A 20,525-nucleotide genomic window follows, 5' to 3' on the forward strand; every position below is an offset into this window, starting at 1 on the left:
TTGAAAAAACCGCATACAAAACGCAAATCAGCTTGTCATAACGGCAATTGCGTGCCATTGACCCCAAAACGGATTATGAATAAAGTATTTCCTGCCCTTATACTCCTGCTTTTTACCACGTTTGCCCATGCGCAAACCAGTCATTTTTCAGCTATTATACCGTATCCCGCCTCCGTAACAACCCGTCCGGGCCAATTTTTGGTGAACAGTAAAACGGTCCTCCTTTATAATTCGGAAGAAGCAAAGCGTATAGCAGGACTTTATAATGAATTCCTGCTCCAGGCCGCCGGATTCCGGTTGGCCGTTAAAAAAGCCGCAAACCAGCATTTATCCGGTTACAGCAATGCCATTATCCTAAACGCTGAAGCAGGGGCGTCTGAGGGTTATCAAATGACCATCAGTCCCGGCTACATACAATTAAAAGGAGCCGGCGCCGGAACTTTTTATGCCATACAGAGCCTCATACAGCTATCAAAGTTTACCGGCACCAGGGAAATCCAAATACCCGCGGGCACCATCACAGATACCCCAAGATTTGGGTACCGGGGGATGCACCTGGATGTGGCCCTGCATCTCTTCCCTTTTGAATTCCTTAAGAAGTTTATTGACCTGATGGCGCAGTACAAACTGAATACTTTTCACTGGCATTTGACGGAAGACCAGGGCTGGCGGCTGGAAATAAAAAAATATCCCAAACTCACTCAGGAAGGTGCCTGGCGTGCACAAACCCTGCTGGGAAGCGCACAGGATGTTCCCATGGGTTACGACAGTATTCCACACGGAGGGTTTTACAGCCGGCAACAGGTAAAAGAACTGGTACGGTACGCGGCAGACCGGTATATTACCATTATACCGGAAATAGAGATGCCCGGGCATTGCATATCGGCATTGGTCGCCTACCCCGAGCTCGCCTGCGGGGATCACCCGGGTCCTTTCAAAACCATTGAAAGCTGGGGCATTTATGAGGATGTATTTTGCGCCGGCAAAGAATCGACCTTTACTTTCCTGGAAAACGTATTAACCGAAGTAATGGAACTGTTCCCGTCAAAATACATTCATATCGGTGGGGATGAAGTGCCCAAAACCCGGTGGAAAACCTGTAAATACTGTCAAAAACGCATTCAGGATAACCACCTCAAAGACGAACATGAGTTGCAAAGCTATTTTATACAACGTATTGAGAAATTTGTAAACAGCAAAGGACGGTCCATTATCGGCTGGGATGAAATTCTCGAAGGCGGACTGGCTCCCAATGCCATCGTGATGAGCTGGCGGGGGGAAAAAGGCGGAATTGCTGCCGCACAGCAAAACCACCAGGTGATTATGGCGCCCAATGACTATATCTATTTTGATCATTACCAGGCCAAACCGGCGCAGGAGCCGCTTGGCTTTCCGGGTTTTAATCCCCTGAATAAAGTATATGATTATAACCCTGCCCCGGATGCCCTAACAGCAGCACAAAAAAAGTACATCATGGGCGCCGAAGCCTGTGTATGGACCGAGTATATGGCTACGCCCGCAAAAGTGGAATACATGATCCTGCCGCGGATGCTGGCCTTTGCGGAAGGTTGCTGGACGCCGGTGGCCCAAAAACAATACAAATCATTCCTGGAAGACCGGCTTCCCCTGCATTTAGGGGCCATTGACCAGAAAAACGATACCCATTTTTTTGTTCCCATGGCCATTGGGGCGGAAGACGACCGGGTATTTCAGGGAAAAAGCTTTACGGTAAGCTTAAAACCAGCAGTAAAAGGCGCCCGTATCTTCTATACACTGGACAATACGGAACCGAGGGAAACCGATTACCGCTACGCCCAACCCATTGTTATAAAAGTACCGGATGGAGAAAAAAGGATATTAAAAACGATCGTTATTACCGCATCCGGCAAACGCAGTGCCATCAGTAAAACCACTTATATCAATACACGCCAGTCTCCGCTCCTGTTGCGGTAACGACTGCCGGAATAAAAAACCACAAAAAAGCATTCAAAATGGACTATTTGCGTATATTCGCAATAAATTAACGCACAAAAACCGCACACCTCACCGATAAAACGATTTACATGCAGAATAGAATAACAGAACAGCCATCCAACTACAGGGACCTTGAAAAAAAAACAATTGAAGAACTAACCAAGCTTATCAATACGGAAGATAAAAGCGTGGCCCCGGCTGTTGAAAAAGTGTTGCCCCGGATCAATGCGCTTATAGAAGTGATCGTAGCGAAAATAACCAATGGCGGAAGACTGTTTTATGTAGGTGCCGGCAGCAGCGGGCGTTTATCCGTTTTAGATGTGATTGAGCTGCCAACCACTTATGGTGTTGCACCCGATCTATTCCAGGTGATCCTTGCAGGAGGTGTAGACCGGCTGGTAGAAGCCCGTGAAGAAATGGAAGACGACAAAAATGAAGCCTGGGAAAAACTGGAAGCGAACGGCATCAGCAAAAAAGATATCGTGGTGGGCATCTCCGCCAGCGGCACCACTCCTTTTGTACTGGCGGCACTTGCCCGGTGCAGAAAAGAAAATATTGATACGGGCTGCATCGTAAGCAATCCGGACAGTCCGATTGCAGCACAGGCGGTTTACCCGGTAGAGGTAATCACCGGACCGGAATTTATAACCGGCAGTACCCGTATGAAATGTGCCACGGCCCACAAGATGATCTTTGACATGATCAGCACCACCACCATGGTGCGCCTGGGCCGGATCATCGACAACCAGATGGTCAATGTAAAACTTATCAATCATAAAATTACCGACAGGGCTACAAAAATGCTCATGCGACTGGGGAATATTAACGACTATGATACTGCAAAAGAACTCCTGTTCCAGAACGGCAGTGTGCAAAATGCGCTCAAGTCGCTAAACCCTGATAATTATCCAGCATAATCCATTTTTAATACAATCAAAAAACGCAACCGATAATTACAACATATGCCCAGTCAAACTTTAACGATGGCTCCGGTTCAACAACAATCGATCAAAAGGTCGCTGATCATTATCGGCCTTTTATTTTCGGTGTTCGGCTTTGTAACCTGGCTGAGCTCCGTATTGATCCCATACCTGAAATTAGCCTGCGAGCTGAACAATGCACAGGCGTACCTGGTAGCGTTTGCGCTGTATATCTCTTATTTTGTAATGGCGCTTCCGGGAGCGTGGATCTTAAAGAAAACCGGTTTTAAGAAGGGCATCTCGCTGGGATTGATCATTATGGCCGTTGGCTCGCTGATTTTTGTACCTGCGGCCATGTCCCGCACCTATTCCGTTTTCTTAACAGGGTTATTTGTACAGGGTGCCGGGCTTTCTATTTTACAAACGGCATCCAATCCTTATGTAACTATTTTAGGTCCCCGGAAAACAGCCGCCAAGCGAATCAGTATTATGGGCATCTGCAACGGAGTGGCGGGCATTATCGCCCCTATCATCCTGGGCTCCGTTATTTTAAATGACACCGATGCCATCAGCGAAAACATTGCACAACTGGATGCTGCCACAAAACTGGCCGAGCTCAACGCATTGGCACACCGGGTGATCCTTCCATACATCATCATGGCTGTGGTCCTTTTAATACTGGCGCTGCTGGTGCATTACTCCGGTCTTCCGGAAGTGGAGGAAGAACAGGAAGCAACGGATACAACAGCCGCCGCCAACAATAAAAAATCCATCTTCCAGTTCCCGCATCTCTTAATCGGCGCCTTCACCCTTTTTCTTTATGTGGGGGTAGAAGTCATTTCAGGTAATACCATCATTGACTATGGATCTTACCAGGGTATTCCCATGGTAACCGCAAAATTTTTTACCAGCATGACCTTAACAGCCATGCTCATCGGGTACTTAATTGGTATCATCAGCATGCCCAAATACCTGTCGCAGGAAAAGGCGTTGCAGTATTCGGCAATAGCAGGTATCGTTTTTCTCTTATGCGCCCTGTTTACAACCGGCTATTTATCTGTACTGTTCATTGCCCTGCTGGGACTGGCCAATGCCCTTATGTGGCCGGCAATATGGCCGCTGGCCATTTCGAACCTGGGCCGTTTCACCAAGATCGGGTCGTCACTGCTGATCATGAGCATCTGCGGCGGCGCTTTACTGCCACTGGTATACGGGCATTTTGCCGATATTTCCAATCCCCAGAAAGCCTACTGGGTGGTAGCACCCTGTTATTTAATGATCCTTTATTATTCCCTCCGGGGTTATAAAATACGCACACAATAACATTGAAAACAACTTGCCATGAACAAAAAACAATACTCCCGTAGAAAATTTATTTCTGTATTATCTGCCAGCTCGGCAGCGCTTACCATTCCTGCCGTGGTATCAGCCGGACCACATCTTAAAGCCAGTGCCGCAAAGCTGGCGGTAAGCGGTGGTGCACCGGTAAGAACGCAGCCCTGGCCCCACTGGCCCAATATGATCGTTGACGACAATATGATCGCCAATATCACCGCCACCACAAAAAGCGGCGCCTGGAGCCGGATCAGCAACCCGGTGAATGGCACGGTAGCCACTTTTGAAAAAAAATACGCCGAACTTACCGGCGCAAAATATTGTGTGGGAACCGGGTCCGGAACGCAGGCCCTGGGCGTTTGTGTAGACGCGTTGAATATTCAGCCCGGCGATGAAATCATTACCTCCTCTTATACCGATTTCGGTACCATTTCCGCCATACTCGCCGCAAGAGCGCTTCCGATATTTGCCGACCTGGACTACCGGAGTTACCAGATCGATCCGGCAGCCGTTGCTCAAAAGATCACTCCAAACACCAAAGCGATCATGCCGGTGCATATCATGGGCTCCGCCTGTAATATGGACGCCATCATGGCGGTAGCCAACAAGCATAATATTCCGGTAATTGAAGATGCCTGCCAGGCAAACTTTGCCAAATATAAAGGCCGCCAGTTAGGAACCATCGGTCAGCTGGGATGTTTCAGCTTCCAGGGCAGCAAACAAATCGCCGCCGGTGAAGGTGGTGCAGTCATCGGCAATGATGATATGTTGATGGATAAGGTATATACCGTACAAAATCACGGCACCAATAAAAAGGGACAAAATACCACCATCGGCCAAAAAATGCGGATGAACGAATTTGAAGGCAGCATCATCCTGTCGCAACTCGACAAAGCCCTTGAACGCTTTGAAAAACGCAATGAAAATGCCAACTACCTGAGCAGCAAAATAAAAAAGATTCCCGGTCTTACGCCACAGTTCCAGTATGAAGGATCGAACAGCTCCGGCTATTATTTATACGCTTTCACCTACGACAAAAAGTTTTTCAACAACGCAGACCGGCAGGTATTTCTTAAAGCACTGAATGCCGAGGGAATACCGGCAAGCGGTTATATCAAAGGGATGCAGCACGATTTGTGGGCCACCAATATTTTAGAACTGGGGAATTATAAAAAGAATTATACAAAACAACAGATCAAACTTTTTAAAGACAGCCTGGTACTGCCTTCCTGCGACAGGGTAACAGAGACCGTTGTGGTGATCAGCGCCGGGGCGATTTTACTGGGTACAAAAGCGGATATGGATGACATTATTAATGCATTGGAAAAGATATACAACAACAGAAACAGCCTTTCCTGATCCGCTCAATCATTGTAATTACTTATGACAAAAGAAAAATCAACCCGAAGAGATTTCATAAAGCGGTCGTCTGTCTTGAGTGCCGGTCTTTTTACATTGGCGTCCGTAAAAGGAGACCTCTGGCAACAGGCCCCAAAATCCCAGGCCGGCAAATGGATCATCGACATACACCAGCATACCGATTATGCAGACCGGAGTAACGATGCGTTACTAGCCCATCAAAAAACAATGGGTGTTACCCACACCGTGCTCCTCCCCTCCGGCCACCCGGTAAGCATGGGTTCTACACATTATGGCGTTTCAAACGGGCTGCAGGCAAAGGCAACGCCCAACGAAGCCTGTTATCAGGTGGCCCAGCAGCACAAAGGCCACTATTTTTTTGGCGCCAATGAAGTACCCGATGCACCGGGCGCAGTAAAAGAAATTGAAAAATATTTAAAGCTGGGCGCCTGTGTTATCGGTGAGCTAAAGTTTAATATCGATTGCGATTCGAAAGAAATGCAGGCCATTTACAAACTGGCGCAGGACTATGATGTGCCCGTTTTAATCCACTTCCAGTATAAAATGTATAACTGGGGATTTGAACGGTTACATAACATGCTTCGCAAGTACAAGAAGGTAAACTTCATCGGGCATGCACAAACATGGTGGGCCAATATTGATAAAAATCACAGCAACCAGAATATCCTCTATCCCACCGGAAAGGTTACCCCAGGGGGGATGACGGATATGCTGCTCACCCGGTATGATAATGTGTATGGCGACCTCTCTGCCGGATCGGGCCTGGCAGCAATGACCCGCGATGAAGACTTTACAAGATCGTTCTTAAAGCGCCACCAGGATAAACTGATCTATGGCAGCGATTGCTCGGATTCTGTTGGAACAGGCAAAGCCTGTACCGGCTGGCAGGCCATAGAGGCCATTAAAAAACTCTCCCCGGATAAAAATGCCGAGCGAAAAATGTTCTTCGACAATGCCAACCGGCTATTCAAGTTAAAATTATAAACGGCTCTATTGGAATATCTATACCGCTTTACAGCAAACCGGCGTAAAGCATCGCCACAGGAAAACCGGAACCATAACGGTGTGGCTTAAAAAAGTTTTTTATACAATGACGCAACATCTATTCAATAACGTCCGCATGAAATCTGCATTACCGATTCTTTTTGTATCAAAAAAAGCTGTTGTGCTGCGTACCGTACTTCTGTTGGCAGGCGCATTGCTATCAGCTGGCAGCTCCATGGCCCAGCAGAAAGCCGGCAACCCGGTAACCATCGACGCAGGTGTGGCCAGTGCCGATATTACGCCGCAAACGCCCATCCGTATGGCCGGGTATGCAGCAAGGCTCAGCACCGATGCCGATAGTGTACTGCAACCCATCGCTGCCAAGGCACTTGCCCTGGGCAGTGACGCGCAACATCCAACCCTGCTGATTACTGTAGACCTGGTGGGTATTCCCTGGCGCATTACAAAAAACGTAACCGATTTCCTGGTAAAAGAAAAAGGAATCAATCCTGCACAAGTTGCTATTTGTGCCTCCCATACACATGGAGGGCCGGAGGTAGGTAACCTGATCAATATCCTGCAATACCGGAATGGCGGATTCAGCGACTCACTTTTAGCCTTAAAACAACTCATCGAGATTACACAATACACGGAACAACTTACACAAAAGCTGAAGGACCTGGCGGTTGCCGCGTTGAACAACCGCAAACCCGCGCTTGTATCCTGGGGACAGGGCCAGGCACAGTTTGCAAGCAACCGGCGTACCAAAGACGGCCCCGTGGATCTGGCACTTCCCATCCTCAAAATAACAGATCCCGGCGGTGCCTTAAAAGCCGTTTTTCTCAATTATGCCTGCCATGGTACCACACTGGGGGGTGAAGAGCATAAAATTCACGGCGACTGGATCGCCGAAGCGCACCGGGTGATTGAGGCCCGGCATCCGGGAGCCACGGCCCTTATTGCACTGGGCTGTGCCGGGGATGCCAATCCTGCTCCACGTGGAAGCCGGGAAAATATGCAGCAGCATGGAAAAGAAATTGCCGACAACATCGACAAGCTGCTTACGGCGCAGCTGCAACCGCTGTATACGCCACCTTCGGGTACCATGCAGTGGATTCAACTGCCTTTCTCAAAAGTACCTTCTGCTGCTGAGCTTGTTGAATGGACAAAAGATCCATCTGTAAAAGGATATTACGCACGGCTCGCACTTGAACGGTTGGAAAGAGGAGAAGCAATTCCTGCCGTGGTTGACTACCCCTTCCAGGTTTGGAACTTCGACAATAAGATGGCTATGGTAAACCTTGCGGGCGAAGTGGTGGTAGATTATTCCATACGGCTCAAAGACCGCTATGGAGCGGAGCGGCTTTGGGTGAATGCCTACGCCAACGATGTGCCCTCCTACATTGCCTCGCGCCGTGTTATCGGCGAGGGCGGTTATGAACCCGAAAGCAGCATGTACTGGTACAATAAGCCATCGCCTTTTGTTCCGGAGGTAGAAGATATGATTGTAAATGCTGTAGGTGAAGCAATGCCGGCCAGCTTCAAAGACCAGCGGCCTGCAGGCAACCAGCCGGCGTTGGTACAAAAAGAGGCCGATGGTTCTTACCAGCTATCGTCCTGGATGGCCGGCACCGAGGGCAGCCGCATCAAATATATGCCCGAGTGGAAAGCATTTGGCTGGTTTGATGCCAAAGACAAGGCTACCTGGAATGCGGACATTGCAAAAGCAGGAAAGTATAATGTCTATCTTGAATGGTCTGTTTCCGATAGCGTTGCAGGAAAAACATTTGAACTGACCGCCGGTAATAAACGGATAAAAGGCAAAGTGGATAAAACCGGGTCCTGGTTTACCTATCGTACCAAAAAGATCGGGGCCTTACAATTACCCAAGGGAACAACTACTATTGTATTAAAATCAGGCGCAGCAACCGAACAGGGCTCTATGTTTGATGTAAGAGCTGTCAGATTGGTACCCGTAAAATAACAGCGCTTATGGCATGAAGAAAATTGCACTGAATATAGCATTTCTCTTATTGATCAGCAGCCCGGTCCTTCTGGCACAACAGGAAGATCCGGGCTGGGTGCTGGAGCAAATGCATGCAGGCTGGCAGCCAAGAGATTCCCAGGGCGAGCTGGTTTTTAAAAATAAACTCTGGATATTGGGCGGCTGGTTCAACTCGAACGAAGCCCCGCCCCGCGATGTATGGAACAGTACCAACGGAAAACACTGGCAGTTGGTAACTCAGCAGGCACCATGGCTACACAGTGACCTGGCCATGCAGGTGGTATTTAAAAATAAAATGTGGATGATGGGCGGCTGGTACAACGGACGTTTGCCGGGCCATTCGGCAAGTAACCAGGTATGGTCATCAAAAGACGGGGCACAATGGAAGCTGGAAGCCCATCGTGCGGCATGGTCCGCAAGGGCCGCCGCCGCATTGGTGGTTTTTAAAGGGAAGCTATGGCTGATGGGCGGAACAGAAAACTATTATTTCGGCGATCATACCAGTTTAAAAAATGATGTATGGTACAGTTCCGACGGCAGGAACTGGAAGCAGGCAACGGAAGCTGCCGAATGGAGCCCACGTGCTTACCACCAGGCGGCCGTATTAAACGGGAAAATTTATCTTTTTGGAGGCGGCAATTATGTTCCGGAATATGTCGCAAAGAACGATGTATGGAGTTCGGACGATGGCATACACTGGACAAAGGTTTGTGAGGTAGCTCCGTGGCATGAGCGCATCTGGTTTTCAAGTGTGGTATATCGCAACCGGATCTGGATCCTGGGCGGCTGGTCCGGCAATCCTTATAAAAACTGGCAGGATGCCTGGTATTCTGAAAACGGTAAAGACTGGCAGCAATACCCATCGGCTCCGGTATGGAAGGAACGCCACGAACTTTCTGCTTTTGTATTTAAAGACAAGATATGGATCGCAGGAGGAATGACACCCCCATTGATCAATGATGTATGGTCGCTGCAATTACCCGCCGGTTGGTAGCAGGCACAATAAAAACAAACAGATGGAAGAAAAAGAAAATTCCAGGCGTGCATTTTTAAAAAAAAGTTCAGCAGGCGGACTGGGCGCCATCCTGGGCGCAAACGGCATTTCTCCTTTGTTTAACCGGGCGGAAACCACCCTGTCCATACACCCGCGCTATCACCGCTGGTATGTGGATCCCGGACAGGACTGGGTTGAAACCAATACCGGCTATGCCACGCTTAACTGGGCGATACCGCTTTCACAGGTTGCCCTGGTGCTGGTGGATGTTTGGCAGCGGCACTATATCAGGGATACGGAAGCCCGCATCGAAGCGGTCATCAACAATAACCTACTGCCGCTGGTATCGGCCTGTCGCAACTCGGGCCTGCAGGTTATTCATGCGCCCTCCCCTCCCGTAGCCCAACGGCACCCGAACTGGGTGAACCTGGTGCCGGATACCGGGGCATCCCAAAAGGACTCGTGGCCTTCGGCCGCATTCCGGAACCTGAGTGGTGCTTACCAGGCCTACCGGCGCCCGCAGGAGCCACGCGATGCAGAACTAAAAAGCCTTCCCGCACACAGCTTCCATCCCAAAATGACACCGGCCGGCCGGGAAGCGGTGGTGGCAACCGGTGAGGAACTACACCGGTATTGCAAACAAAAAGGGATTCTTTTTTTATTATACGCCGGCTTTAATACCAATGCCTGTCTTATTACCCGTGATTACGGTGTCCTTCAAATGTGTAATCACTACGGATACCAGGTTGTGATCGCGCGCGACTGTACTACCGGGATGGAGTCAAAAGACACGCATTCCAGTTTGAGCCAGACAAAAGGTGCCATTCTCTTTTTCGAAATGTTTGGACAGTACTCCACCACATCCCGGGATATTATAAAAGGCTTGCCACCGGTTAGCTGAAGTATCCCTTCAAAAAGTAAACGACTTCAATTATGACCATTTAAACGATGCCCGGATGTAATTCATAAAAAATGATCCAGAGATGAAACCGATCGCATTACCATTCATTTTTATACTGATCGCTGTCCATGCCTGTTTTGCGCAACAGGAAACCGTCGCTAGCCCGGCTAAACATCCGGTATACCCGGTAACGTACCCGGATCTGGAGGTATTAAAAAAGGCGGTGGCACCGTTAATGCAGCAATCCGTAAAAGCGGTAATGGACCAGGTACCAAAAGCATCCGGTATCTTTTATACAGGTTGTCCCCATTGTCATGGGGGTGCACAAAATATGAATGTGCTCAACTGGAAACCCGGCATGGGAGCCGCCGTGCGCTGTAATTACTGCAGCATGACATTTCCCAACAGCCAATTTCCCGATGATCATGAAACGGTGATCATTGCCCCGAGCGGAGCCCGCCAGGTATACCGCTATTATGAAGACAGCAGCGGACATCAGTATTACTTTGAAGCGCATGCCTGGTACGATCAGTGGGTATGGATCCGGTCGATGGCCGAAAAGCTCGCGCAGCTTTGGTATGCAACAAAAGACAACGCATATGGCGACCGTGCGGCCGTTATTACCGGCCGCTTTGCCCAGGTATTTCCAGACTATGCGGTACGCTACGACTACCCGCATGCCCGCGTGCAATTTTTCCCCGCAGATCAGCGATGGCCTTATAAAGGGCTAACCCCTTACCGGGGTGCCAAATGGTACTGGTGGGGCTATGGAGATATTGCCACCGACCTGGCAAATGTATTTGATGTATTGTCCTCCGGCTACAACTGGAAGCGGATGGATGCATTCACCGGTACGGGAACAGATAAACGGATCGCCCGCGATCTGCTGCGCCTGGGTTATGATTTTACAGCCGCCAATCCGGAGGCCTATTCCAATATGTCGCCGGGCATGTATGCCGGCATGATCCGGGTGGGTCGCATCCTTGGAGATCCATCCATGGTACATGAAGCCGTAAAGCGTTTCAACGCATTTTTTTCAAAAGGTTTTTTTGCAGACGGATGGTGGAAGGAAGGCACTACATCTTATCATAACCAAACCATCGGCAGTCTTATGGCGGTTGCAGCGGCATTGAAGGAATATACAGACCCTGCAGACTGGAAGGAAGACCGGCTCAACAATCCCGATTTAACAAAAGCATCGCCGCTATACGGCAAAGCATTGCGGGTACGGAACGAAGCCGTATTACCCAACGGACGTGCGCTCCCCATCAATGATACCTGGGGATTTTCGCAGGGTAAAAAAACCGACAGTACCCACTCCAGGCTTTGGCCGGCTTTGGGGAACGCGGCCATCGGTACCGGGAGTGGAATCAACCAGGTACTGCTGAACCTGAACTGGAGCGGCAACTACGGGCACTCCCATTACGATAATGGTTCCATACTTTTTTACGCAGCCGGGCAGGAACTGCTTTCCGATATTGGCTACACCCATTCAAAGTACCGGGGATGGACCATTCATACCGCTTCCCATAATACGGTAGTGATTGATCAGCAAAACCAGAACGAGGGAACAACGGAGCATCCTGCAACCGGCAGGCTGCTTTTTTATGACGATCAGAATCCCCATGTAAAAATAGCAGACCTGGATGCCTCCCCCGCTTACGCCGCTGCTGCGGTATACCGGAGAAAATTAATCATGGTGCATGCCGGAGCCGGATTCGATTATGTGATCGACCGGTTTGAGGTGAGCGGAGGCCAGGAGCACGACTGGTTCCTGCATGGCATGTGCGAACAGGAAGGTACCCTTCAAACGAGCGTTGCATTGGAGCAACCGGTGGAAACCTTAGTACCCGCCTGGGGCGGACGAAAGGCGCCCAAAACACAATATGACACGCATCCAAAACAATTCCATGCGTATGCCTATCTCCGCGATGTCAAAAAAGGAACCGCCGCTCCGTCCTGGACGGCAACCTGGAACTATGACAGTGCAGGCCTGCGTACTCATATACTGTCTCAGCCGGGAACCGAAGTATTCCGGTTCCGGTCTCCGTCCGTACGACCGGCTAAAGAAGATGATAACAAACTGAACAATTATATGCGAAACGGCATCATGCAACGCCATTCCGGAAGTGCATCTGTGTTTATAGCCGTTCATGAGCCGTTTCGCAAAACGCCCTGGATTGAATCGGTAAAAGCGGAAGGCAACACGCTTATCATTACCTACCGGTTAAACGGAAAGCGCACGCTGGACCGGATCCACCTGGGCGCAGCAGAGATCCGGGTGGTTTCCTCGGCCGGCTGGAATTACGCATCCGGCAACGCATATAGAGGAACCGTACAATCCGTTGTCCATGAAGGAGCGCAATGGAGCGCATTATTAGACCGGCAGGTACCGGCAGTGGATTATATCCGCCTGGATCTTCCCGATGGCGGAACTTACTATGGCGCAGTAGCCGCTGTTCGCGGCAACCGCGTAATACTAAAAGACGATCCCGGATTTGCATTGGATGAAAAGGGCCGTGTGCAGTTTTATACATTTCCGCAAAAGAAGCAGGAAGGAAAATTGCGCTATACGCTATTTACGCCAGACTCAAAATAGCGCGGATGTGCCGGAATTAAAAGAACATATATTTTAATCATTAATAGAAGCCGAAAATGAATCGCAGAAAATTTGTAACCAACACGGTCACCTCCGGTGCAGGACTCATGCTGGGCGGTCTCCTCGCGGGCGCTGCATATAAGCAGGAGCCGGATTTTGACACCGGCGACCGGAAACAGCCGTTCATGCAGGAAGTGTTGAAATACCGGAAGATCGATGCACATGCACATGCCGATGAAAACCAGTACAAGCCCGAAGTGAACCTGGACTTTGCAGACCGGTTGGGCATTGAAAAGCTGATGATCTCAAACTTTATAAGGCCCTTTAGTGAAGGCCGTCCCGATGATTTCAGAACAAGGAACAGTTTTACCATCAAATGTATGAAAGACCATCCCGGGAGGTTTATCGGAACCGTGGCACTGAACCCGGCATTCCGGAAAGAATCGCTCGAGGAGATCGACCGCTGCAGGGACGCCGGCATGACAGGCCTGGGAGAACTTTATAACCAGGTAAAGATAGACGACCCGCTTTATTACCCTATTATCGAAAAATGTATTGCCCTTAACTGGAACATCATGATGCATTCACCGGTAGGTCACTCCCGGGTAAAGCTGTACCAGAGCGAGCCAAAGAATATTTCCCTGCCGGAAGATTTTGTAAGCATTGCAAAAAGATACCCCGAGGCCCTGTTCCAGTTTGCCCATATCGGAGGCGGTATCGACTGGGAATATGCCTGTAAGGTATTGAAAGATGTGCCCAACGTATTTATCGAAGTATCCGGGAGCAACAATGCCGCGGGTATGATCGATTTCGCTATGAAATATGTTGGAGAGGACCGGCTGGTATTTGGATGTGACTATAGTTTTTATCAGGGCGTGGGCCAGATCTTCTCCGCCAACCTTACAGACGCACAACGAAAAAAGATCTTCTTTGAAAATATTGCAAAACGGTTAAAAAAAGCAGGTATCCATGTTAATTGATAGCAATGCATATATCGGCCACTGGCCATTTCTCCGGTTAACACACAATACACCGGAAACGCTTCTGGGCAGGATGAAAGAATTTGGTACGGACGCATCGGTGATCAGCAATCTGAATGGCATTTTCTACAAAAACACCCAGCACGCCAACGAGGAGTTGTGGGAGGCCATCCGCAGTAAAAAAATATATACAGACCGGTTCATACCCTTCGCCGTTATCAACCCGGTATACGGGGGCTGGCGCGATGATCTGGAACAGTGCACCACCCGCATGGGGATGAAGGGCGTCAGACTTTATCCCCAGTATCACGGTTATGAAATAGCCACTCCATCCTGTGTAGAACTGGTAAAACGATGCCGGGATAAAGGTGTCCCGGTTGCCTTTTGCCTGAGAATGGTCGACAGCCGCACCAGCTCCTGGATGGACCTCGACAAAGAGTGGACCTTAAAAGATATCGTGCCCATTGTAAAAGCAGTTCCGGATGCAAAATACCTGGTCGTGAATGTAGCCAATAGCATGGCATTAAACACGGAAGACATGGATCTTTTCAGGAAGGCAGACCTGCTCATTGATTCGTCCGGAAGAAATATCACAAACTGGGTGGACCTGTTCAAATCATTTGGAACCGGCAAATTTTGTTTTGGCACCCACGCCCCCATCCTGGATTATTTTTCCGGTTTGCTGCGTATTGAATCATTGCGGCCAACAGAGGCAGATGAAAAAACAAAAGAACAATTACGATCCGGAAATATAAAAAAGCTATTAGGCATATAATAAGGCAGCCGCCGAAGCAGCGGAAAAGCCTGTTTATTTCGAAGTAATAAATCCGAAGCATTAATTAGTCATCATAATAACTCATGAACATGAACCGAAGAAATTTTGTTACCCGGGGTGCGGCGGGCATGGCAGGCATGCTGTTGAGCAGCCCGTTAACGGGAAGCGCAGCCCCACCGCCGGGGGAAGCAGCAACACGCTCCGCCCCACCGTCATTCGACCTGATGAAGGAGGTTATGAAGTACCGGAAAATAGACGTACATGCGCATATATACTGGACAGACGACAGCCCCGAAACGCAGCTCGATTATGGAAGGCGGTTAGGGATCGAAAAGCAGGTTATTTCCCGATACCTGGATGTAATGCCCGGTACGCCGGAACAGTTCCGGAAGTTTAATGACCTAACCATCAAGGCCATTAAAAAATACCCCGGTCAGTTGCTGGGCGGCTTTGTATTAAACCCGGTCTATCAGAAAGAATCACTGGAAGAGATCAAACGATGCACCGACGCCGGGATGATTGGGCCCGGGGAGTTGTACTACCAGGTAAAGATCAATGATCCGAAATATTTTCCCATCATTGAAAAACTGATCGACCTGAAAATGATCATCCACTCACATGCCGAATGCCAGCTGGGCGTAGGCGGATACCGGATGAAATACAACGGGTACAAGCAGCCGAACACCTCTATCCCCGAAGATTTTGTGGACATTGCGCGGCGTTATCCCGAAGGCATTTTTCAGTACGCGCATATCGGCATGGGAGGCGACTGGGAATATGAATGCAAACTATTCCGGGAGTACCCCAACATCTATGTTGATACTTCCGGGAGTAATAATGCCGAAAACATGATCGACTTTGCCGTAGAACATCTTGGCGAAGACCGCTTATTCTTCGCATCCGACAACTCCTACTACCAGGGAGTGGGCAGGGTGCTGTCTGCCAACTTAACCGACCGGCAAAAGCAAAAAATATTTTTTGATAATTATAATAATCTTTTAAAAAAAGGAGGTAGAGGTGTTGATTGACATTAATGCATACGTAGGACACTGGCCCTTTATGCAATTGAAGTACAACAACTGTACGGCACTTGTGGAAAGGATGAATAAGTATGGGGTGGAAACATCCGTGATCAGTAACCTGAATGGTATTTTTTATAAAAACACCCAATCGGCCAACCGGGAACTATACGAAGAATTGAAAGCGCTTGGAACACAGCGCAAACGGTTTATCCCATTTGCCGTTATCAATCCAACCTATGCCGGATGGCAGTATGACCTGGAAGAGTGCGTGAAAAAATTCGGCATGAAGGGCGTACGGGTATATCCCAAATATCATGACTACGAAATCACCGACCCCGCGCTTATTGAGCTGGTAAAAAGAACCCGGGATATGAACCTGCCGGTAGCATTTAATTATAAAATGGTGGACAGCCGCCAGCGCTCCTGGATGGACATCGACTATGTAGCTTATACACCCAAACCGGAGTGGACCTTAAAAAATATTTTTCCGATCATAAAGGCGGTTCCGGATGCAAAATATATGATCCTCAATGTAACCAATAGCATGCAGCTCGATGCAGCAGATGCCGCTTTATTTAAAAAAGCAAGGGTACTGATGGACACTTCCGGAAGAACGATCAATGACCTGGGCAGTCTTTTAAAAACACAGGGCACAGAACGGTTTGCCTTTGGTACCCACGCTCCTATCCTGGATTACCTCACCGGAATGTTGCGGATAGAGTCTTTAAGAGCAGAAGAAGCAGATGCAAGGGTAAAAGAGCTGCTGAGATCCGGAAATGCAACGCATTTTTTAGGGTTGTAAGTTGCCGGGGAACATCCTTCCTGCCCCGGCCGGGAAGATGAACAGCCCCTGATGCGGGTTGCCGGAGACCTGCATGCAGCACATTGTGTGGTACTTCATTGATGAAATTAAAAAAACAATAATGGTGAAAAAACTATTCCTGCTAAAATTGACATTGCTGGTATTATTATTCCCCTCCCTGGCGCAGCACACCCATACCGCCCGCATCTACGGGGGACAGTATTCAGCAGCACGTATCAGCAATCTCAGGGCCAATTGCCAGAAATATGACTGGGCGCGGCAACAATTAAACGATGCCGTAACAAAAGCAAAACCCTGGCTCAACAAAACGGACGAAGCACTATGGGCGATGGTTCCGGGCCAGGATCTGCCAAGGACCATTGATGTAGCTTACGATAAATTTGCTACCGGTCCTAAATTTGTTGGGTGCGTTGTTTGCGGCGATAAGATCTTCCAGTACGGAAACTATCCCTACAATCCCGATTTCGAAAATAAACCCTGGAAACTGACCTGCCCTTCCTGCGGATCTGTTTTCCCCACCAATGACTTCGGAAAATATTACCAAAGTGCACTTGATGAGCATGGGGTATTCAATCCGGCCAAAGGAGACACCAGTTTACTATTTAACACCGACCACCCGGATCCGAAAGACCCGTTGCATAAGTTTGGCGTAGACAACGGCTTCGGCTATGTTCACAATGGCCGGGCTTACAAATATATCGGGTACTACAGCTGGAAATACTGGCGTTATATACAGGGAGGATTAACCACACTGGCCAATGCGTTTCTTTATACGGGCGACCAGCGCTATGCGCATAAAGCGGCTATTTTGTTAGACCGGATCGCGGATGTATATCCATCAATGGACTGGAAACCCTATGCCGACCGGGGCTGGTACCATTCCGATGGCTCAACAGGCCGGGGGAAAATAGAAGGATCCATATGGGAAACCGGCATCGTACAGGGCATGGCCGATGCTTATGACAAAATTTTAAGCGGCACTCAAAATGACCCGGCATTGTATGCTTTTCTAAAACGGCAGGGGCAGCAATACCGGTTACCAAACTCCAAAGGCACAAGGGAGCTGTTTGTGGCCAATGTAGACGAAGGCATTTTAAAAACCACCTTCCAGGCGGTACTCGATCAGCGAATCCGCGGAAACCAGGGAATGTACCAGCACACGGTGGCATTATGTGCACTGGCCCTGAATACGGAGCCGCTCACAACAAAATGGCTGGATTGGTTATTTGCCCCGGACGGAGGCGCTATCCCTGAATTAATGATCAACCGCTTCGACAGGGACGGTACTTCTGATGAAGGAGCGCCCGGATACGCCGTGATCTGGGGCGGGCATATTTCGCCGCTGGCCGAACTGCTGCTTTCTTATCCCTCGTACACCAATCACAATATTCTCCGGGATTTTCCGCAATTCAAAAACGTTTATACGGTAGCCTACCGTATGGCAGTGCTGGGCAAAGCCATTCCGAATATCGGCGATGCCGGTTCCACAGGGCTCGTAGGCATACCGAATGCCGATCCGAAATTTATGGCCGAGGGATACCTGTATACCCGGGATCCGGCCATAGCTGTAGCCGCCTATCGCGCCAACGGCTACTCCTCAAAAGGGCTTGGCCTGGATATTTTTTCCAGGAACCCGGAAGCCGTTAACCAGGAGATAAAAAAATTAGGCGAGGCCGCCGGTCCCCGTCCCACTGGTGGCTACCTGATGAGCGGGTTCGGACTGGCGATACTGGAATCAGGCAAGGGCACATCGGGCATCGCTTTAGCCAGTAACTACGGGCGTACCATACATCATGCCCACAGCGACATGCTGAATTTTGATCTGTTTGCATTTGGACATTGGCTGACGCCGGACCTGGGTTACCCGGAGTTTGCCACCAATATACCCAATGTTACCGAGTGGACGCGGAGTACCGTTTCGCACAACCTGGTCTTTGCAAACAAACGGCCGCAGCGCGCTGCCTGGAGCGGACGCACCCGCTTGTTTAAACAGGTAGACGGTCTGGGCATTGTAGAACTGGATGGAAAACCGGCCTATCCCGATCTGAAAGAATACAGCCGTACCCTGCTCCTGGTGGGCGGCAGCGGTAACAATACCGCAGACAGCAATGCCTATGTGGTAGATATCTTCAGCGTAAAGGGTGGCAACGACCATGTTTTCAGCCTTCATGGCCCTCCCGGTGCGGTTCGTACAGATGGGTTGCAGCTACAGGTACAGGAAAAAGGCACGTACGCGGGCACCAACATTCCAAAAGGCACAAAAGCAGCAGGCTTTCCCTACGGGTATTCGTTCCTGTACAATGTAGAAAAAGACACAAATCCCCCGGCCAGCTTTACCATCGATTGGAAAGCACAACCGGGATACCGGGGACTAACAGAAAAAGACAATATTCATATCCGGATGCACGCAACAACTCCTTCTGATGATGTGTCACTGGCCGATGGGGATCCGCCGCAAAACAAACCCGGCAACCCCAGGTCCCTTCGCTATATGCTGATGCACCGGGCCGGTACCGATCTGACCAGCAAGTTTGTTTCGGTGCTTGAACCTTACCGCAATCAGCCCTTTATCAAATCGGTTCAGCGGCTCGATAGCGGCAATGAGGAAACCATCAGCATCCGGGTAGAAAAAATGAACGGGACCATCGACTACCTGTTATACAATCCTTCATCAAAAAACGGAGTGCAGCTGGCCAACGGCATTGCCATGAACGGCAGCATCGGTTATATAGAAGAAAAGAACAAGCGTACCACAAAAGCCATCCTGGTAAACGGCACATCGCTCCGGTACCAACAGGCCAGTCTTAAATCCACGGGAGCTATTGAAGGCAAGGTTGCAAAGATGTACAAGGGGCTTGGCGGCGAGGCATGGATATTGGTGACATCCACATCCTCAATTGATAAAAGCGTGATCGGGGAACAAATTGTGATTGAAACAGCAGGCGAAAGGGATGCCAGTTACCAGATCCGCAGCATTAAAAAAGAAGGCACATTTACCCGGATATTTTGTGGCCCCGGCACCTTCGTAAGCAAAATAAAAAGCGGAGGTACAAAGAAAACCGGCACCACACCGGACAATACAGAAAATTATAGTTACGACTTTGAAGAAGGCGCCGCATTTAAGATTGCCACCCATGCTTCATGGAATAGCAAAAACTGATGTTGGCATGTTGGTATACGCCGCTGCTGCACCACTCCGGCGGCAGCGGCACAAATGCGTTACCGGATCTGTAAGCAAGCCGCGATCCCCGTCCGGAAGGCCTTCCTGACGGGGATTTCAGCGCCTGCAGGACCACATATAAAAGATATTGAAATATATCCATTTGCCGGAAACAGCATTATCATCTTACATTAAAACATATGTGTTGTAACACCCGTTTGTATGTCAAAATAAACCGAAGTTCTTTTGGAAACTGGGCCACCAAATCTTATCTTGTATACGTAATTCAATAACGATGTTTTTACTGATTTTTAATATCTTTTTCTGTATCGCCTTTATCGGTTTTGCCTGGGTAAATTTAAACGACAATGATGCCTGGCTATGGGTGAGTATCTACGGTATTCCTGCGGTATTTTGCGGGCTGGCGGTATTCAATAAATATTTTCCTCCGGTGTACCTGGCAATCGCCCTGTTTTGTTTTTGCTATGCGATCCGCATCTTCTTTGCAAAAGATGGTGTAAAAGACTGGATCCAAAAATACAATGCGCCCAGTTTGGTAGAGTCGATGAAAGCGAATAAACCCTATATCGAAAAGGCAAGAGAATTCTTTGGTTTGCTCATTGTGGTGGCCGTAGTGCTCGTAAATTATTTCGTAACCCGTTAACCCGATCGT

15 protein-coding genes are annotated in these 20,525 nt (G+C 49.2%); all 15 read left to right on the plus strand.

All coding sequences use genetic code 11. The annotated features are described in order from the left end of the window. Positions 1-75 precede the first annotated feature (75 nt). The 15 genes from LQ567_RS06815 (at position 76) to LQ567_RS06885 (ending at position 20,516) form a co-directional block, all read left to right on the plus strand. Positions 76-1,953: a beta-N-acetylhexosaminidase gene (locus LQ567_RS06815; protein WP_231003491.1), complete on the plus strand. Its 1,878-nt coding sequence runs from the start codon at positions 76-78 to the stop codon at positions 1,951-1,953. Positions 1,954-2,063: 110 nt separating this feature from the next. Next, positions 2,064-2,891: an N-acetylmuramic acid 6-phosphate etherase gene (locus LQ567_RS06820; RefSeq protein ID WP_231003493.1), complete on the plus strand. Its 828-nt coding sequence runs from the start codon at positions 2,064-2,066 to the stop codon at positions 2,889-2,891. Positions 2,892-2,936: 45 nt separating this feature from the next. Further along, positions 2,937-4,217, plus strand: coding sequence for a sugar MFS transporter (locus LQ567_RS06825; protein ID WP_231003496.1), 1,281 nt, complete (start codon positions 2,937-2,939; stop codon positions 4,215-4,217). An 18-nt stretch (positions 4,218-4,235) separates the two neighbouring features. Next, complete coding sequence (locus tag LQ567_RS06830; RefSeq protein ID WP_231003497.1) at positions 4,236-5,588, plus strand: DegT/DnrJ/EryC1/StrS family aminotransferase; 1,353 nt, start codon at positions 4,236-4,238, stop codon at positions 5,586-5,588. A gap of 24 nt (positions 5,589-5,612) precedes the next feature. Continuing rightward, positions 5,613-6,593: an amidohydrolase family protein gene (locus LQ567_RS06835; RefSeq protein WP_231003499.1), complete on the plus strand. Its 981-nt coding sequence runs from the start codon at positions 5,613-5,615 to the stop codon at positions 6,591-6,593. Positions 6,594-6,729: 136 nt separating this feature from the next. After that, on the plus strand, positions 6,730-8,577 hold the full coding sequence (locus tag LQ567_RS06840; protein WP_231003501.1) for a neutral/alkaline non-lysosomal ceramidase N-terminal domain-containing protein: 1,848 nt from the start codon (positions 6,730-6,732) through the stop codon (positions 8,575-8,577). A gap of 13 nt (positions 8,578-8,590) precedes the next feature. Then, a complete protein-coding gene (locus LQ567_RS06845) occupies positions 8,591-9,592 on the plus strand; it encodes a Kelch repeat-containing protein (protein WP_231003503.1) in 1,002 nt (333 codons plus the stop codon). Between the two features lie 22 nt (positions 9,593-9,614). After that, positions 9,615-10,493, plus strand: a complete 879-nt coding sequence (locus tag LQ567_RS06850) for an isochorismatase family protein (RefSeq protein WP_231003505.1) — start codon at positions 9,615-9,617, stop codon at positions 10,491-10,493. A gap of 82 nt (positions 10,494-10,575) precedes the next feature. Beyond that, positions 10,576-13,092 (plus strand): heparinase II/III domain-containing protein, encoded by a 2,517-nt coding sequence (locus LQ567_RS06855; protein WP_231003507.1) that lies wholly within the window; start codon positions 10,576-10,578, stop codon positions 13,090-13,092. Positions 13,093-13,148: 56 nt separating this feature from the next. Continuing rightward, positions 13,149-14,072: an amidohydrolase family protein gene (locus LQ567_RS06860; RefSeq protein WP_231003509.1), complete on the plus strand. Its 924-nt coding sequence runs from the start codon at positions 13,149-13,151 to the stop codon at positions 14,070-14,072. Beyond that, positions 14,062-14,847: an amidohydrolase family protein gene (locus LQ567_RS06865; RefSeq protein ID WP_231003510.1), complete on the plus strand. Its 786-nt coding sequence runs from the start codon at positions 14,062-14,064 to the stop codon at positions 14,845-14,847. The genes LQ567_RS06860 and LQ567_RS06865 overlap by 11 nt, the downstream gene beginning before the upstream one ends. 89 nt (positions 14,848-14,936) lie before the next feature. Next, positions 14,937-15,875 carry an amidohydrolase family protein gene (locus tag LQ567_RS06870; RefSeq protein WP_231003512.1) on the plus strand — a complete coding sequence of 313 codons (939 nt, stop codon included), beginning with the start codon at positions 14,937-14,939 and terminating at the stop codon, positions 15,873-15,875. Beyond that, positions 15,865-16,671, plus strand: coding sequence for an amidohydrolase family protein (locus LQ567_RS06875; RefSeq protein WP_231003514.1), 807 nt, complete (start codon positions 15,865-15,867; stop codon positions 16,669-16,671). Before LQ567_RS06870 ends, LQ567_RS06875 begins: the two co-directional genes overlap by 11 nt. Before the next feature lie 121 nt (positions 16,672-16,792). Then, the gene (locus LQ567_RS06880) at positions 16,793-19,852 is read left to right on the plus strand and encodes a heparinase II/III domain-containing protein (RefSeq protein WP_231003516.1); all 3,060 of its coding nucleotides are present in this window, start codon (positions 16,793-16,795) and stop codon (positions 19,850-19,852) included. Between the two features lie 295 nt (positions 19,853-20,147). Beyond that, positions 20,148-20,516, plus strand: a complete 369-nt coding sequence (locus LQ567_RS06885) for a transmembrane 220 family protein (RefSeq protein ID WP_231003518.1) — start codon at positions 20,148-20,150, stop codon at positions 20,514-20,516. Positions 20,517-20,525 lie beyond the last annotated feature (9 nt).

The sequence above is a fragment of the Niabella pedocola genome (assembly GCF_021044425.1).
GTDB classification, from domain to species: Bacteria; Bacteroidota; Bacteroidia; order Chitinophagales; family Chitinophagaceae; genus Niabella; species Niabella pedocola.

Bases quoted from the DNA above. Each gene is read 5' to 3' on its own strand.
- LQ567_RS06815 (WP_231003491.1), top strand. From the start codon at position 76: ATGAATAAAGTATTTCCTGCCCTTATACTCCTGCTTTTTACCACGTTT.
- LQ567_RS06820 (WP_231003493.1), top strand. From the start codon at position 2,064: ATGCAGAATAGAATAACAGAACAGCCATCCAACTACAGGGACCTTGAA.
- LQ567_RS06825 (WP_231003496.1), top strand. From the start codon at position 2,937: ATGCCCAGTCAAACTTTAACGATGGCTCCGGTTCAACAACAATCGATC.
- LQ567_RS06830 (WP_231003497.1), top strand. From the start codon at position 4,236: ATGAACAAAAAACAATACTCCCGTAGAAAATTTATTTCTGTATTATCT.
- LQ567_RS06835 (WP_231003499.1), top strand. From the start codon at position 5,613: ATGACAAAAGAAAAATCAACCCGAAGAGATTTCATAAAGCGGTCGTCT.
- LQ567_RS06840 (WP_231003501.1), top strand. From the start codon at position 6,730: ATGAAATCTGCATTACCGATTCTTTTTGTATCAAAAAAAGCTGTTGTG.
- LQ567_RS06845 (WP_231003503.1), top strand. From the start codon at position 8,591: ATGAAGAAAATTGCACTGAATATAGCATTTCTCTTATTGATCAGCAGC.
- LQ567_RS06850 (WP_231003505.1), top strand. From the start codon at position 9,615: ATGGAAGAAAAAGAAAATTCCAGGCGTGCATTTTTAAAAAAAAGTTCA.
- LQ567_RS06855 (WP_231003507.1), top strand. From the start codon at position 10,576: ATGAAACCGATCGCATTACCATTCATTTTTATACTGATCGCTGTCCAT.
- LQ567_RS06860 (WP_231003509.1), top strand. From the start codon at position 13,149: ATGAATCGCAGAAAATTTGTAACCAACACGGTCACCTCCGGTGCAGGA.
- LQ567_RS06865 (WP_231003510.1), top strand. From the start codon at position 14,062: ATGTTAATTGATAGCAATGCATATATCGGCCACTGGCCATTTCTCCGG.
- LQ567_RS06870 (WP_231003512.1), top strand. From the start codon at position 14,937: ATGAACCGAAGAAATTTTGTTACCCGGGGTGCGGCGGGCATGGCAGGC.
- LQ567_RS06880 (WP_231003516.1), top strand. From the start codon at position 16,793: ATGGTGAAAAAACTATTCCTGCTAAAATTGACATTGCTGGTATTATTA.
- LQ567_RS06885 (WP_231003518.1), top strand. From the start codon at position 20,148: ATGTTTTTACTGATTTTTAATATCTTTTTCTGTATCGCCTTTATCGGT.